The 14,333-nt window shown below is 46.3% G+C and carries 11 protein-coding genes and 2 tRNA genes; 9 read left to right on the forward strand and 4 right to left on the reverse strand.

All coding sequences use genetic code 11. From position 1 onward, the window contains the following. The first annotated feature begins 195 nt into the window (after positions 1-195). Positions 196-2,292, forward strand: coding sequence for an ATP-dependent DNA helicase RecG (recG, locus tag LU297_RS05845; RefSeq protein WP_263075623.1), 2,097 nt, complete (start codon positions 196-198; stop codon positions 2,290-2,292). Between the two features lie 123 nt (positions 2,293-2,415). After that, the gene (locus LU297_RS05850; protein ID WP_263075624.1) at positions 2,416-2,982 is read left to right on the forward strand and encodes a YceI family protein; all 567 of its coding nucleotides are present in this window, start codon (positions 2,416-2,418) and stop codon (positions 2,980-2,982) included. A gap of 107 nt (positions 2,983-3,089) precedes the next feature. On the opposite strand, the gene coaE is transcribed toward LU297_RS05850, so the two are convergent. The 4 genes from coaE to pilB all read right to left on the reverse strand — a co-directional run bounded on the left by coaE (position 3,090) and on the right by pilB (position 7,615). Next, positions 3,090-3,728, reverse strand: coding sequence for a dephospho-CoA kinase (coaE, locus tag LU297_RS05855; protein WP_263075625.1), 639 nt, complete (start codon positions 3,726-3,728; stop codon positions 3,090-3,092). Between the two features lie 162 nt (positions 3,729-3,890). Continuing rightward, a complete protein-coding gene (locus LU297_RS05860; protein ID WP_263075626.1) occupies positions 3,891-4,754 on the reverse strand; it encodes a prepilin peptidase in 864 nt (287 codons plus the stop codon). Position 4,755: 1 nt separating this feature from the next. Next, positions 4,756-5,961: a type II secretion system F family protein gene (locus LU297_RS05865; protein WP_263075627.1), complete on the reverse strand. Its 1,206-nt coding sequence runs from the start codon at positions 5,959-5,961 to the stop codon at positions 4,756-4,758. Further along, entirely contained in the window at positions 5,954-7,615 is a 1,662-nt protein-coding gene (gene pilB, locus LU297_RS05870; protein ID WP_263075628.1) for a type IV-A pilus assembly ATPase PilB, read from the reverse strand. The genes LU297_RS05865 and pilB overlap by 8 nt, the downstream gene beginning before the upstream one ends. 171 nt (positions 7,616-7,786) lie before the next feature. On the opposite strand from pilB, the gene tpiA reads away from it, so the two are divergent. The 7 genes from tpiA to infB all read left to right on the forward strand — a co-directional run bounded on the left by tpiA (position 7,787) and on the right by infB (position 14,249). Then, positions 7,787-8,536 carry a triose-phosphate isomerase gene (gene tpiA, locus LU297_RS05875; protein ID WP_263075629.1) on the forward strand — a complete coding sequence of 250 codons (750 nt, stop codon included), beginning with the start codon at positions 7,787-7,789 and terminating at the stop codon, positions 8,534-8,536. 76 nt (positions 8,537-8,612) lie between these two features. After that, a complete protein-coding gene (gene secG, locus LU297_RS05880; protein ID WP_263075630.1) occupies positions 8,613-8,909 on the forward strand; it encodes a preprotein translocase subunit SecG in 297 nt (98 codons plus the stop codon). 46 nt (positions 8,910-8,955) lie between these two features. Further along, positions 8,956-9,040 (forward strand) — tRNA-Leu (locus LU297_RS05885). Between the two features lie 65 nt (positions 9,041-9,105). After that, positions 9,106-9,182: transfer RNA gene (locus tag LU297_RS05890), tRNA-Met, on the forward strand. A gap of 160 nt (positions 9,183-9,342) precedes the next feature. After that, positions 9,343-9,840, forward strand: a complete 498-nt coding sequence (gene rimP, locus LU297_RS05895) for a ribosome maturation factor RimP (RefSeq protein ID WP_263075631.1) — start codon at positions 9,343-9,345, stop codon at positions 9,838-9,840. A gap of 44 nt (positions 9,841-9,884) precedes the next feature. Continuing rightward, a complete protein-coding gene (nusA, locus tag LU297_RS05900; RefSeq protein ID WP_263075632.1) occupies positions 9,885-11,366 on the forward strand; it encodes a transcription termination factor NusA in 1,482 nt (493 codons plus the stop codon). A gap of 153 nt (positions 11,367-11,519) precedes the next feature. Then, positions 11,520-14,249, forward strand: coding sequence for a translation initiation factor IF-2 (gene infB, locus LU297_RS05905; protein WP_263075633.1), 2,730 nt, complete (start codon positions 11,520-11,522; stop codon positions 14,247-14,249). Positions 14,250-14,333 lie beyond the last annotated feature (84 nt).

Raw genomic sequence — 14,333 nt, forward strand, 5'->3', positions numbered from 1 at the left:
GTATTGACAAAACGCCCAATCAATTTTTGGCAAGTGTAGCACAGCTTGACCAGATATTTGGCAAAAAAGTAGTGGGCTTGCGTAGCGATTTTGTATCTGATATGCCATGATAAAATCATTTTTGCTTTTATGGATAAATTATTTTAAAATTTTGCTAACACTTTTTCGCGTCTAATCAATCAATAAGTAATCATTATGTCTCATCAGATTCCTGCCGTTCATTTGCCCATCACTGCTTTGGCAGGCGTGGGGCAAGCATTGGCAAACCGTTTGGCACAGCTTGGCATTGTGCGTATTTTTGATATGCTCATGCACCTGCCACGAGATTATGAAGATCGCAGCCGTATTGTACCCATGATTCAGCTAGAACATGGCATGACGGCATTGGTATCAGGCGTGGTGATTGATGTTGAAAAAAATCGCACAGGTCTGTCGGTCACGCTTGAAGATGAGACAGGGCTTGTGGTGCTAAGGTTTTTTAGTAGCTATGCTTCGCTTGTCAATACGATGACGATTGGGGCAAAAATCACGGCATTTGGCGAAATTAAAATCAGCCATTATGGCGTGCAGATGTCGCACCCAGAGTTTTATTTGACAGGCACGCAATCTGCCCAGACAGGATTGCTGCCAATTTATCCATCGGTTAAGGGTCTGCACCAAAACAAGATTCGTCAGTTGGTACGCTTAGCCTTGCAAACCGTTTCGCATGATGGGCTGTATGGATTGCATGATGAGCAGCTTGCCCTTGTTGGTATGGCAGGATTGAGCGATGTTTTGCCAGCATTACGGCAGATTCATTTGCCTGACATACACGCTGATATTTTTAGCCAAACACAGCTTTTGGCAGGGCTAAAAGACCGTAGTCACCCAGCTTGTCGCAGGCTTATCATCGAAGAATTGGTCGCTCATCAGCTAAGTTTTTTGTTTCGCAGAAATAATGTTTATGCCCATAAAGCACCCTTGTGTCAAACCGATAGCCCATTGGCGACAAAATTGGCAGAAGGGTTGCCGTTTAAGCTAACCAATGCTCAACAGCGAGTGATTGGCGATGCAGTGGCGGATATGGCAACCTCTCAGCCGATGCTTCGCTTGATACAAGGCGATGTCGGTGCTGGCAAAACGCTGGTCGCTGCGATGGTGGCGTGTCGTGCGTTGGATAGTGGGTGGCAGGTGGCAATCATGGCACCGACCGAGATTTTGGCGGAACAGCATCTCATCAATTTTCAAAAATGGTTTGAGCCACTTGGGATTGGTGTTGGCTGGTTGGCTGGCAAGCAGACTGCCAAAGAACGCTCACAGATGCTGCATCGCATTGCCGAAAATGAGGTGCAGATTGTCGTAGGGACGCACGCTTTGTTTCAAGACAGCGTGGTCTTTGCCAAATTGGGTTTGGTCATCATTGATGAGCAACATCGATTTGGTGTGGAACAACGACTTAAACTCACCAATAAAGGCGTGGCAAACAGCACCCCACACCAACTGACGATGACCGCCACACCCATTCCTCGTACGCTGGCAATGAGTATGTATGGCGACATGGATGTGTCCGTCATTGATGAACTGCCACCCAATCGCACTCCCATCACCACCGCCACCATCAATCGAGACCGCCGAGATGAGGTCATCGAACGCATTCGTGAAAATTGCAAGGCAGGCAAACAGGCATATTGGGTGTGTCCTTTGGTTGAGGAATCTAGCACGCTGGACGCTCAATCAGCACAGCTGATGTATGAAGATTTATGTGACCGATTGGATATTCGTTTGGGGTTGGTGCATGGCAAGATGAAAGCTGGCGAAAAACAGGCAACCATGCAGGCTTTTAAAGAGGGAAACATCGATTTGTTGGTGGCGACAACCGTCATTGAGGTGGGTGTTGATGTGCCAAATGCCTCTTTGATGGTGATTGAGAATGCCGAGCGATTGGGGCTATCTCAGCTGCATCAGTTGCGTGGTCGGGTGGGGCGTGGCAGTGCCAAAAGTTTTTGTGTGCTGCTGTATCAAGCACCGTTATCGCCCACAGGGATTGAGCGATTGAATGTATTAAGAGACAGTACGGACGGCTTTGTCATTGCTCAAAGAGACCTTGAACTGCGTGGTGCAGGCGAGTTGTTGGGCAAACGCCAAACAGGCGATATGGGTTATTATTTGGCGGATATTGTCCGTGATGAAGCGTTGCTAGAAGCAGCAGGCGTGATTGCTCGTCATCTTATTAACGACCCCAATAGCATCAAGCAAGCCTCCTTGATGATGAGTATGTGGTTGCCTGATGCCAAAGATTATGTCAATGTTTGAGTGTTGTTATTGCTATCTTTGCATTTTTGCAAAATGAAGTTGCGTTTTTGTTGCCTTGTGCAACTGATGAAAACTTGGCATAATACCAAACAGTATGATTCATTCACTTTGCAGGAAAATATGATGAAAGCCAAACTATTGACCGCTCTTGTGGCGGTAGCGACTGCCAGCTCAGCGATGGCGGCAACTTATGAGATTGACCCATTTCACACCAATGCCAGATTTGCCATTGACCACTTTAAGACCAGCACCAATGTGGGTGGTTTTTATGGATTGACAGGTCAGGTTGATTTTGACCAAGCCAAACGCAAGGGTAAGCTAGACATCGAGATTCCTGTCAAGAATCTACAAGCCAGCTCGCCACAATTTACCCAGCATCTGCTATCAGCGGATTTGTTCAATGCAGAAGCTTATCCGACAATGCGTTTTGAATCAACCAGATTTAATTTTGTAAAAAATAAACTTAAATCAGTTGATGGCAAGCTGACTTTGTTGGGCAAGACTCACCCTGTTCGCTTGATTGCCAACAAATTTAATTGCTACGACAGCCCAATGCTAAAAACCCAAGTGTGTGGTGGTGATTTTACCGCAACCATCGACCGTACCAAATGGGGCATGAATTATTTGGTTGATGTGGGCATGAGTAAGTCAGTCAAACTTGACATTCAGATTGAGGCTGGCAAAAAATAATGAGCTTGGGGCAAGTGGTATGTCAAGCTAATGTGACATACTGCTAAAACTTAGACTGCCCGCATGGCTTGATGACGCAAGGTTTATTTGATGAATCTTGCGTTTTTTTATTGGGCAGTATTTGACTGAGCAAGCTGTTGATATTTTTGGTGTAATGGGGCAAGTTTGGCAAACAGCTCATCAAGCGTGCCTGTATTTTGGATAATATCCGCCCCTAGCGTTGTTGCCAATGCCAGTCTGTCAGCACGGCTAATTTGTTTGTTGATGATGGATTGGATTTGGGCAAGGCTGTTACCGTCTCGCTGACTGGCTCTGGTTTGTTGTAGTGATGTTGGCACATCGATGACAAGTAAATAATCACACAAGGACAGTAGGCTTGGCTGGTTGTGTCTGGTTTCAAATAATAATGGCACTGAGAGTATCACATAGCTTGATGTCGCCATTGCCAGTGCTTGATTGATGGCATCTTTGATGGCAGGGTGCATGATGGCGTTAAGTTTTTGTAAGGCATCAGGGTTGTCAAAGACATAAGCTCGCATGGCTTTGCGGTCATAGTTACCTTCTTGGTCGATGACCCAATCGCCAAAGGTGTGCTGTAATTTTTTTAGAGTATCGCTGCCTTTTTGGGTGAGTTTGTGGGCGATGACATCAGCATCAATGACATCAATGCCAAGTCCTGCAAAATAGTCACTGACCGCTGTTTTGCCACTACCAATACCGCCTGTTAGACCAATGATAATCATCATAAATTCCTGTATTTTATTAAAAAAATGAGTTTGGGGCTTAAAAATAAGCAACCAAGAAAGCGGTGCATGGTTGGTTTGTCAAACGATAATGGCTTTCTTGTTCTAATGGTTTGGGGCGAAAAAAACTTGGTCTAAGCATATTTTAGACCGCCACCAACCAATTCATCCGATTGGCATGAATAGATACGCCATCACTGCCTTGCCAAAAAATAGCCCAACCACACCGCCGATGCTCAAATAAGGCCCAAAGGCAAAACGATGAGTGCCTTGTTTTTGATGATACAGACCTGCCGCCACCCCAAATAAAGCGGCGACAAACAGCACCAAAGGCAGCAGCCAAACTCCCAGCCAAATACCCAATACGCCCAGTAATTTGGCATCGCCAAGCCCCATGCCGTCATGCCCTGTGATGAGTCGATAGATGGCATTGATAAGCCATAACACACCAAAGCCTGCCACCGCACCAAGCAAGGCATCATTGGCTGTGGCAAAAGTATGATTGACATTGGCAATCATGCCCAGCAGTCCTAATATCACCACCAGTCGGTCGGGCAATAGCTGATGTTTGTAGTCAATGGCGGATAGTGCCAGCAAAAGATACACAAAAGCCAATACCCACAATAACTGCATGGATATGCCAAACACCCCAAGGCTCATCACGCTAAGCAACATTGCCATCAGTTCGATGAGTAGATAGCTTTTGGCGATTGGATTTTGGCAATGCCGACATCTGCCACCCAAAAGCAGATGGCTGATGATGGGAATGTTGTCACGCCAAGCAATGCGATGATGGCAATGCACACAATGTGATGCAGGATAGGATAGATTGATGGGCTGACTGTCAGACAGTTGGGCGATGAGTTCTGTTTGGCAGTCGGTGGATAAAGACTTCTCTTGCAAGTATTGTATGATGTCTTGATGCCATTGTTGATACATCATGATGGGCAAGCGATGAATGATGACATTGATAAAGCTGCCCATACAGGCTCCAATGATTGCCACGAATAGACCAATAATCCACATCATCTTATGACCCTATGCCCAAATAAAAAATCGGTAAATACATCGCCAATACCAAAGTCCCAACCAATACGCCCAGCACAATCATGATGATGGGTTCTAGCATATTAAGCAGGGTTTTGGTTGTTTGTTGCACGGCATCTTGATGATACAAAGCGATTTTGTCAAGCATTTGTGTCAGCTGTCCAGATTCTTCGCCAATCATCATCAACTGTATGCTGATGGGTGTAAATAGACCCGATTGCTTGGCGGCGCTGGTTAGGGTGCTGCCTGTCTGCACTTGGGATTTGAGCGTGTGCATTTGCTCGATGAACAGTTCATCATTCGTGGCGTGGCTTGCCAGCTGTATGGCGTGTGGCAACGCCACCCCTGCACCAAAAGTGATGGCAAGTGCACTGGCAAATCTGGCATTGGCACTGTCTTTGAGTAATTGACCAATCACAGGTATTCGCATGATGTGCTTGATAAGATACAGACGAGTGGATTGACGACGACGATATCGCCAGCCGATGAATGCGGATATGGCAGCCAACATGATAAAACCATACCAAAAATAGGCACGCAATATTTCTGATAATTGTAGCACCAGCTGAGTCAATAACGGCAACTGACTACCCATCGATTCAAAGGTCTTGGCAAAACTTGGGACGACTTTGAGTAGTAGCACCGTCATCACAATCAGTGCCACAGCCACAACCGCCACAGGATATCGCAGGGCTTGATGAAGGTTTTGTTTGAGTTTGACCTGATTTTCATGATGATTGGCAAGCTGTATGAGCATCATATCTAGTGTGCCAGATTGTTCGCCAGCGTCGATGAGGGCGATGGTCAAGCGTCCAAAGATGTACTGGTGTTTTTTGATGGCATGGGCAAAACTTAGCCCAGATTCGATGTCTTGCCTGATTTGTGTGATGACTTGTTTTAGATGGCGATGATGGGTGTTTTGGGCGATGATGGATAATGCTTTATCCAGCATGATGCCAGCCTGCACTAAGGTTGCCAGCGTTCTTAGTACGATGAGTAATTCTTTTGAGTGGACTTTGGTGCTGCGTGGCAACAGAGGTTTGCTGGCGACCGACAGGCGAATGTCAGACAACCCTTGTTTTGTCAGCGATACTTTGGCAAGAGCAGGATTGCTGGCTTGTATGTCGCCTTTGACTGTCTGTCCACGACGGTCGATGGCTTTGTAGCGAAAGTGTTTGGATTTAGTCATGTATCACCCGATACATTTCTTGCAAACTGATGATGCCGTCAGCCACCAATTGTAAGGCGGATTGTTTGAGGCTCAGATTGCCTGCTTGAAAGTTGTGTTTGGCGATGTCTTGACTGCTTTTTTGTTGAATAATCATATCAGCGATGTCAGGCGTGATGGGCAGGCATTCAAAAACACCAATGCGTCCACGATAGCCATCTCGACAACGATGACAGCCCACCGCTTCAAAAATCACAGGTGGATTGTCACATTGTGCTGGCGAAAATCCTGCTTCGCTTAGGCTTTGTCTGGGGATTGTGATGGGGCGTTTGCAGTCACTGCATAGTTTTCTGGCAAGTCTTTGGGCGATGATGAGACTTACCGAATCAGCCAACAAAAAATTGACCACGCCCATGCTATGCAAGCGACCAACGGCTTCGCTGGATGAATTGGTGTGCAAAGTGGATAAGACCAAATGTCCTGTTTGGGCGGCTTTGATGGCGATTTGGGCGGTCTGAGTATCTCGTATCTCGCCCACCATAATCACATCAGGGTCTTGGCGTAAAAATGCTCGTAGTACTTCGGGAAAATCCAGTCCAATTTTTGGATTGATATTCACCTGATTGATGCCATTAAGATAGATTTCCACAGGGTCTTCGGCACTTAGAATATTACGATTTTCTTGATTGAGCAAACTAAGAGCGGTATATAATGACACCGTCTTGCCAGAGCCTGTTGGACCTGTGATGAGTATCATGCCTTGTGGTTTGTTGATGGCGGTCAAAAATTGCTGTTTTTGAATATCATTAAGACCAAGTTTGTCAATATCAATGAGAGATTTTTGCCCATCTAGGATTCTTAATACGACCTTTTCGCCAAATAAGGTGGGTAGGGTACTGACTCGAAAATCCACCGATTTGTGTTCACTGATGGGCAGTTTGATGCGTCCATCTTGGGGTTTTCTGCGTTCAGAAATATCCAGCGATGCCATGATTTTTAGGCGTGCGGCAATCTTATTGGCGTGACTGTTTGCCAAAGTGCTGATGGTGTGCATCACGCCATCAATGCGATAGCGAATGCGACACTGTGTCTCATAGGGTTCAAAATGAATGTCTGACGCTTGTAATTTTATGGCATCTGTTAGGATTTTATTCACAAATTTGACGGTCGGTGTGTCCAAGATGGTTGTATCATCATCGGTGTTTTCGATGATTTCTTCGCCATCAAGCTCGATGGGTGTGCCAAAATGTTGTTTTTGGAGCCACTGGCTTAGCTTGTCTTCTTCGACCAGTACAGGCTCAATGTGCAATCTGGTGGCAAATCGAAAAGCGTCAATGGCTTCTTGATTGGTTGGGTCGCTCATCGCTAATTTAAGCCATTGTCCTTGTCTTTGCAAGGGCAACACTCGATGGCGAGTGATGAGTTTTTCGTCCAAATCATCAGGCAAAGCCTCATGCCAATCGTCCAAATCCATCACGGTCAATCCAAGCGTTTGGCTCAGTAGATTGGCGATGGTGCTGGCGGGCAGTAGATGCTGAGCGACCAAATGACTGACCAAGGGCATCGCCTGATTGCGTGCGTCTTGTATGGCGGTGTGCAGGGTTGTTTGGTCTAATAGTTGATGCGTGGATAAAATCTTGGCAAGCCCATGCCCAAAAACAGCAGTATTCATCATACAAATTAAGCAAGTGGATAAAATATTGCCCTGATAGTAGCGTTTTTTGAGCAAAATACCAAGTGTTTTTGATGATTTTTGTGAAATTTACAAAATGCTTTTTATTTGTTGGCGAATTTAGGTTATAATGGTGCGTTTAGGGTGTATTGCTATTGTATCAATGGAAGTCTTATGAAAAACAGCAAATATGTCATCGGTAATTGGAAAACCAATCCAGCCACCAAAGCCCAAGCGATGGAACTGGCACAGTTTTTGTCCACCTTAAACGGTCAGACCAAGACAGTGCAAGTGGGTTGTGCCCCAAGTTTGGTGCATCTTGATGCGGTGAGCGGTCTTTTGTCAAAGACGGATATTTTGGTTGGTTGCCAAGACATTTGTGCGTTTACCGCTGATGTGGGTGCTTACACAGGCGATGTGTCAGCCGCTCAGCTTGTTGATACAGGGGTTCAGTTTGTGCTTGTTGGGCATTCAGAACGCCGTTCGTATTATGGCGAAAGCACGATACTGCTGACTGCCAAGATACAGCAGGCACTGCATGCTGATTTGACAGTGGTGTTTTGCATTGGCGAGACCAAAGAACAATATACAGCCGCTCAGACACTCACCGTACTAGAAGAGCAGTTGGCGATTTTGTCATCAATTGAAGTGCCAGCAAGCAAGCTCATCATTGCCTATGAGCCTGTGTGGGCGATTGGCACGGGTCTGACACCAACGGTCGATGAAGTGGTGCATACCCATCGCCATATCCAAAGTGTCCTAACCAATATGGGCTTGTCAGGTGTTAGCGTTCTATATGGAGGCAGCGTCAATGCCAGCAATGCTGGGCAATTTGCCCAATTTGATGAAATTGGCGGTGCTTTGGTGGGTGGTGCGTCCCTAAAAGCAGACAGTTTTGCACAGATTATTGAAGCATTTGCTTGATTTTGTGTCATCAGACCCTATTTAGCCAATCTGATGAGTTTATAAGAAAGCAGATTTTTGCTATTTTGAGAAGATTATGTTTACAGTTATTTTAGCCATTCATATTATTGTCGCCATCGTGATGAGCGGATTGATTTTGATTCAGCATGGCAAAGGGGCAGATGCTGGTGCTTCGTTTGGCTCAGGTGCGGCAGGTACGGTATTTGGTGCATCAGGCTCTGCCAATTTTTTGACCCGTGCGACAGCGATTTTGGCAACCATCTTTTTTATCACCAGTCTTGCTTTGGCGTATCATGCCCAAAAACAAGCCCAAGACCAGCTAAGACTTGATGTGCCAGCAACTACCTCAGCTCCTGCACAAAAAACTCACTAAGCTGCTTGCTATTGATTGAGTTTTTGGGTAGAATAACCCAAGTTTTGCGATCGTGGTGGAATTGGTAGACACGCCATCTTGAGGGGGTGGTGCTTCACGGCGTGAGGGTTCAAGTCCCTCCGATCGCACCAAATTAAAAATATTCAAAAAATTGCTTGACAATACCAAGAGATTGGTTATAATAGTAGGACATTGATGCGGGGTGGAGCAGTCTGGTAGCTCGTCGGGCTCATAACCCGAAGGTCGTTGGTTCAAATCCAGCCCCCGCTACCACTTTTATAAAGAAAATCCTAAGTTGGACAAAGTAAACCAAATTAGGTGTTTGGATTATCCAAACTTTTCGGCTGGTATTAAGATTGCCCACCAACGATGTGTTTTGTGGGTTTTTTTGTATTTATCATCTGCCATTTTTATAGGAATTTCATTGTAGATTATGAAACCATCAAGTAAAGTTGCTGAATTGACAGAGTTGATTGCCCCTGCGGTTGCTGCGTGTGGCGTGGATTTGTGGGGCATTGAGTTTATGCCACAAGGACGCAAATCCTTACTTCGCATTTATATCGAAAGCCTGCCTGAAAATCGTGCGGCAGGTGAGCATGTTACCATCGAAGACTGCTCTGCGGTCAATCATCAGGTATCAGGCGTGCTCGATGTGCATGACCCCATCGCTGGCGAATATGTGCTGGAAGTGTCTAGCCCTGGCTTTGATCGTCCACTCTTTACTCGTGAGCAGGTGGCTGAATATGTGGGCGAAATCATCAATTTGCGATTGATTCATGCCATTGGTACAGGCGATACCAAACGCCGAAAAGTGGTCGGTCGTTTGCAGGCAGTCAATGAAAATAGCATGACTGTGGTGACCGAAGATAAGCTAGAATTTGACATTGCTTTTGATAGTGTTGATAAGGCACATTTGGTTTACGAAGACTAATTTTATCATTTTAATCACATTACCCTTCATAAGGATTCAAACAGATGAGTCGTGAAATTTTGACCGTGGTCGAGACCGTCAGTAACGAAAAAGGGCTAAATCCTGAAGATATTTTTGAAGCCATCGAACAGGCATTGGTTGTCTCTACCAAGAAAAAAGTTTATACCGAGCAGCCAGAAGTGGCGATTCGTGTGCATATTGACCGTAAGACAGGCGATTATGACACTTATCGTTTTTGGACGGTGGTGGCTGATGAAGACCACGAGATGCCAGCTTGCCAGCTTGCCATCAGTGATTTGGACGAAAGCCAATATCAAATCGGCGACATTGTTGAAGAACAGATTGAGTCCATCGAATTTGGTCGTATTGCTGCTACCCAGGCAAAGCAAGTGATTATCCAAAAAATCCGTGAAGCAGAGCGTTCTTTGGTGGCTGATGCGTTTGAGTCGCATTTGGGCGAGATTGTTTCTGGTGAAATCAAAAAACAAAGCCGAGATGCGTATATCGTGGATTTGGGCGATAATGCAGAGGGTTATCTTGCCAAAGACCAGACCTTACCAAGAGAATTGCTGCGTCCAAAAAGCCGTGTCAATGCCATTTTGTACCAAGTCAATCGTGATGGCAGAAGCCCGCAGTTGATGTTGTCTCGTACCAATAATGAGATGCTGATTGCCTTGATGCATAAAGAAGTACCAGAAATCAGCGAGCAAATCATCGAGATTCGTGATGTGGCTCGTCTGCCTGGATTGCGTGCCAAAATCTCGGTCAAGACCAACGACCATCGCATCGACCCTGTGGGGGCGTGTATCGGCATGCGTGGTACTCGTATTCAGGCGGTACAGCAAGAACTTGATGGCGAACGCATCGATGTGGTGGTGTGGAATGAAGACCCAGCACAGTACATCATTTCTAGCTTAGAGCCTGCCGATGTGAGTGGCTTGGTGATTGATGAAGACACCAAGACAGCTGATGTGATTTTTGCTACCAGTGATCAGTTGGCTCGTGCCATTGGCTCACAAGGTCAAAATGTGCGTTTGGCATCAGAATTGACTGGTTATAAGCTCAACATGATTTTAGAATCAGAGTACAATGAACGCCTACAATCAGAAAGCCAAGCGGTGATTGATTTGTTCTACGAGCGTCTAGAAGTGGATCGTGATTTGGCAGAAGTCTTGGCGGAAGTCGGCTTTACCGACATTGAAAGTGTTGCCTACGCCCCAGCCGAAGAGTTTCATGAGATTGACGGCTTGGACGATGAAACCATCGCTGCTCTACAAGCCCGTGCCAAAGAAGTCATCATCGCTGATGAAATTGCCAAGCAGCAAAACATCAAAGAGCCAAGTGCTGAATTGCTTGCACTGGACGACATGACACCAGCCATTGCCTACAAATTGGCTGAGCGTGACATCATCACGCTTGATGATTTGGCGGAGCAAGCGGTGTTCGACATCGAAGACATTGAAGGCTTGGACGCAGACAGTGCAGGCAAGCTGATTATGAATGCTCGTCAATCATGGTTTGCGTAATCATGCGTGCTGTGCTTGGTGCATGGCGATGAGCGTGCAACGATTTTAATATTGCCAAAACCGCCTAATGGGTTTTGGCACACAATTTAAAAAAATCCAGTCTAAGTGCCGTTTTGGTATGGACTGGATTGCCAAAACAAATTAGGTGAATGAATGGCGAATAAGACAGTTAAAGAACTAGCCCAAATCTCAAAACAGACCCCAGAGGTGGTGTTAAAACAATTAACCGATGCAGGTTTGCCTGCTCGTGGCGAAAACGATGTCGTCAGCGAGGCGGAACAAGAGCATCTGGTCAGCTTTTTGAAACAAAGTCATGGCGAGAAAAAATCTCGCATCAGTCTAAAATCTCGAACCACTTCAACTGCCCAAGTGACAGGCACTTCTGGCAAATCTAAGACGGTCAATGTCGTACGCACCAAGAAAGTTGTGTACGAAAAACCAGATCCAGCCAAGATTGAGGCTCAAATCGCTGCCCAAGCAAAAGCAGCCGAAGAAGAACGCCTCAAAGCCATCGAAGCAAAACAAGCCGCTGAACGCAGCAAAAAAGAAGCAGCAGAACGCCAAGCGGCAACTTTGGCTGCCATGCGTGCCAATACTGCTCCTGCCGAAAAAGCAGAAACCGCTTCTGTGGTGGTCAAAAAGACCAAAAAAGAAGAGGTGGCGGTTGAAATCAAGACTGATAAGAAAAAAGCTCAGCCAGCTAAGCCTGCCAAAACAGAATCTGCCGAAGACAAAGCCGCTCGTCAGGCTCGTGAAGCAGAAGAAGACCGTTTGCGTCAAATGGAGGCTGAGACTCGCCGTAAAGCTGCCGAAGAAGCCCAAAAGCGTACTTTGGAGCAGATGAAGCAGATGGCAAGTCGCTACAATGATAATGAAGAGACCGCCACATCAGCTGTGGTGCGTACCAGAGATGATGCACCGCTTGCTGACGGTTTGGTGGGTAAGGCATTAGAAGAATCCTTTGAAAAAGAACGCCGTGAAATTAAGCGTGGCACGGCTGGCAACTCTGGCAAAAACAGTAAAAAAGGCGGTCGTCGCAACCAAGAAGAGCGAGAGATTAAGACCAAAGCTCGTGGTCTAAAATCATCTCAGGCAAATAAACACAAATTTGAGATGCCTGTCGAAAAAATCGTCCATAATGTTGAAGTGGGCGAGGGCATTGTGGTGTCGGATTTGGCTCAAAAAATGGCAGTCAAAGTCCGTGAAGTCATTAAGGCCTTAATGAAGATGGGCGAGATGGTGCGTGAAGGCGACACCATTGACCAAGATACCGCAGGGCTTGTCATCGAAGAATTTGGTCATATTTTAGTGCCTGTTTCTGAAACTAAGCTAGAAGATGATTTGCAAGAAGCCGTCAATGAAAAATCAGGCAACATTCAAACTCGTCCGCCTGTGGTGACCATCATGGGTCATGTTGACCATGGTAAGACCTCATTGTTGGATAAGATTCGTGCCACCAAAGTTGCTAGCGGCGAGGCTGGCGGCATCACTCAGCACATCGGTGCTTATCATGTGGAGACTGAGCGTGGTGTGATTACTTTCCTTGACACACCAGGACACGCTGCCTTTACAGCGATGCGTTCTCGTGGTGCTCAGGCGACCGATATTGTCGTGCTGGTTGTGGCGGCTGATGATGGCATGATGCCACAGACCGAAGAGGCGATTGACCACGCTCGTGCAGCTGGTACGCCTTTGATTGTTGCCATCAACAAAATGGATAAAGATACCGCTGACCCTGACCGTGTCATCAATGAGCTGTCTGTCAAAGAAGTCATTCCAGAAGAATGGGGCGGCGATGTGCCAATGGTGCGTGTTTCTGCCAAGAGCGGCATGGGCATTGATGAGCTATTAGAAGTCATCAGCATTCAAGCTGAGGTCATGGAGCTTGAAGCTCCTGTGGACGGTGCAGCTCAAGGCGTGGTCATCGAATCTCGTCTGGACAAAGGTCGTGGTGCAGTAGCAAGTCTGCTTGTCAAAAAAGGCACATTAAATCAAGGCGATTTGGTACTGGCTGGCGAATACTACGGCAAGGTGCGTGCGATGACCGATGAAAATGGTCAGCGTATCAAGCATGCAGGCCCATCGATTCCTGTGGAGATTTTGGGCTTGCCAGAAGCACCAGCAGCAGGTTCAGAATTCTTGGTGGTGTCTGATGAGAAAAAAGCTCGTGAAGTTGCTGATTTCCGTGCCGCTCGTGAACGAGATCGTATCCTAGAACGCCAAAACAAAATGCGACTAGACACTTTGTTTGATAGTATGGGCAATAGCGAAGTTGCTACCTTAAATATCATTCTAAAAACAGATGTTCGTGGTTCGTTAGAGGCACTGCTTGGTGCGTTGGACGAGCTTTCTACCGATGAAGTCAAGGTGCGAGTCATCAGTTCTGGCGTGGGTGCGATTACTGAGTCTGATGTGATTTTGGCGGAGTCTAGCGAAGCGGTGCTACTTGGCTTTAATGTTCGTGCAGACAATGCAGGTAAGAAAAAAGCGGACGCAGCAGGCTTAGACATTCGTTATTATAGCGTGATTTATGGCTTGATTGATGATGTCAAGGCAGCAATGAGTGGTATGCTTGCCCCTGAGCACCGTGAACAAATCTTGGGTATTGCTGAGGTGCGTGAAGTGTTCCGTTCAAGCAAGTTTGGGGCAGCGGCTGGTTGTATGGTTCAAGAAGGTACAATCCATCGCAACAAACCAATCCGTGTTTTGCGTGATGATAAGGTCATCTTTACAGGTCAGTTGCAATCATTACGCCGTTACAAAGACGATGTCAATGAGGTCAAAGCTGGCATGGAATGTGGTCTTGCGGTCAAAGGCTATGAAGTGGCTGTGGGCGATAAGATTGAAGTCTTTGAAATCCACGAAGTTCGTCGTGAGCTGTAATACCGCTCTAAACCCACCAAAGCCCTGTGTATTGCAGGGTTTTGGTTTTTTATGCTGACAAGTTTTTTGAAAATTGTTATACTC

Source organism: Moraxella nasicaprae (assembly GCF_025643275.1).
GTDB lineage: Bacteria > Pseudomonadota > Gammaproteobacteria > Pseudomonadales > Moraxellaceae > Moraxella > Moraxella nasicaprae.

What these genes read in the sequence shown, in the direction of transcription:
- recG (WP_263075623.1), top strand. Translation starts at nt 196, where the DNA reads ATGTCTCATCAGATTCCTGCCGTTCATTTGCCCATCACTGCTTTGGCA.
- LU297_RS05850 (WP_263075624.1), top strand. Translation starts at nt 2,416, where the DNA reads ATGAAAGCCAAACTATTGACCGCTCTTGTGGCGGTAGCGACTGCCAGC.
- coaE (WP_263075625.1), bottom strand. Translation starts at nt 3,728, where the DNA reads ATGATGATTATCATTGGTCTAACAGGCGGTATTGGTAGTGGCAAAACA.
- LU297_RS05860 (WP_263075626.1), bottom strand. Translation starts at nt 4,754, where the DNA reads ATGATGTGGATTATTGGTCTATTCGTGGCAATCATTGGAGCCTGTATG.
- LU297_RS05865 (WP_263075627.1), bottom strand. Translation starts at nt 5,961, where the DNA reads ATGACTAAATCCAAACACTTTCGCTACAAAGCCATCGACCGTCGTGGA.
- pilB (WP_263075628.1), bottom strand. Translation starts at nt 7,615, where the DNA reads ATGATGAATACTGCTGTTTTTGGGCATGGGCTTGCCAAGATTTTATCC.
- tpiA (WP_263075629.1), top strand. Translation starts at nt 7,787, where the DNA reads ATGAAAAACAGCAAATATGTCATCGGTAATTGGAAAACCAATCCAGCC.
- secG (WP_263075630.1), top strand. Translation starts at nt 8,613, where the DNA reads ATGTTTACAGTTATTTTAGCCATTCATATTATTGTCGCCATCGTGATG.
- rimP (WP_263075631.1), top strand. Translation starts at nt 9,343, where the DNA reads ATGAAACCATCAAGTAAAGTTGCTGAATTGACAGAGTTGATTGCCCCT.
- nusA (WP_263075632.1), top strand. Translation starts at nt 9,885, where the DNA reads ATGAGTCGTGAAATTTTGACCGTGGTCGAGACCGTCAGTAACGAAAAA.
- infB (WP_263075633.1), top strand. Translation starts at nt 11,520, where the DNA reads ATGGCGAATAAGACAGTTAAAGAACTAGCCCAAATCTCAAAACAGACC.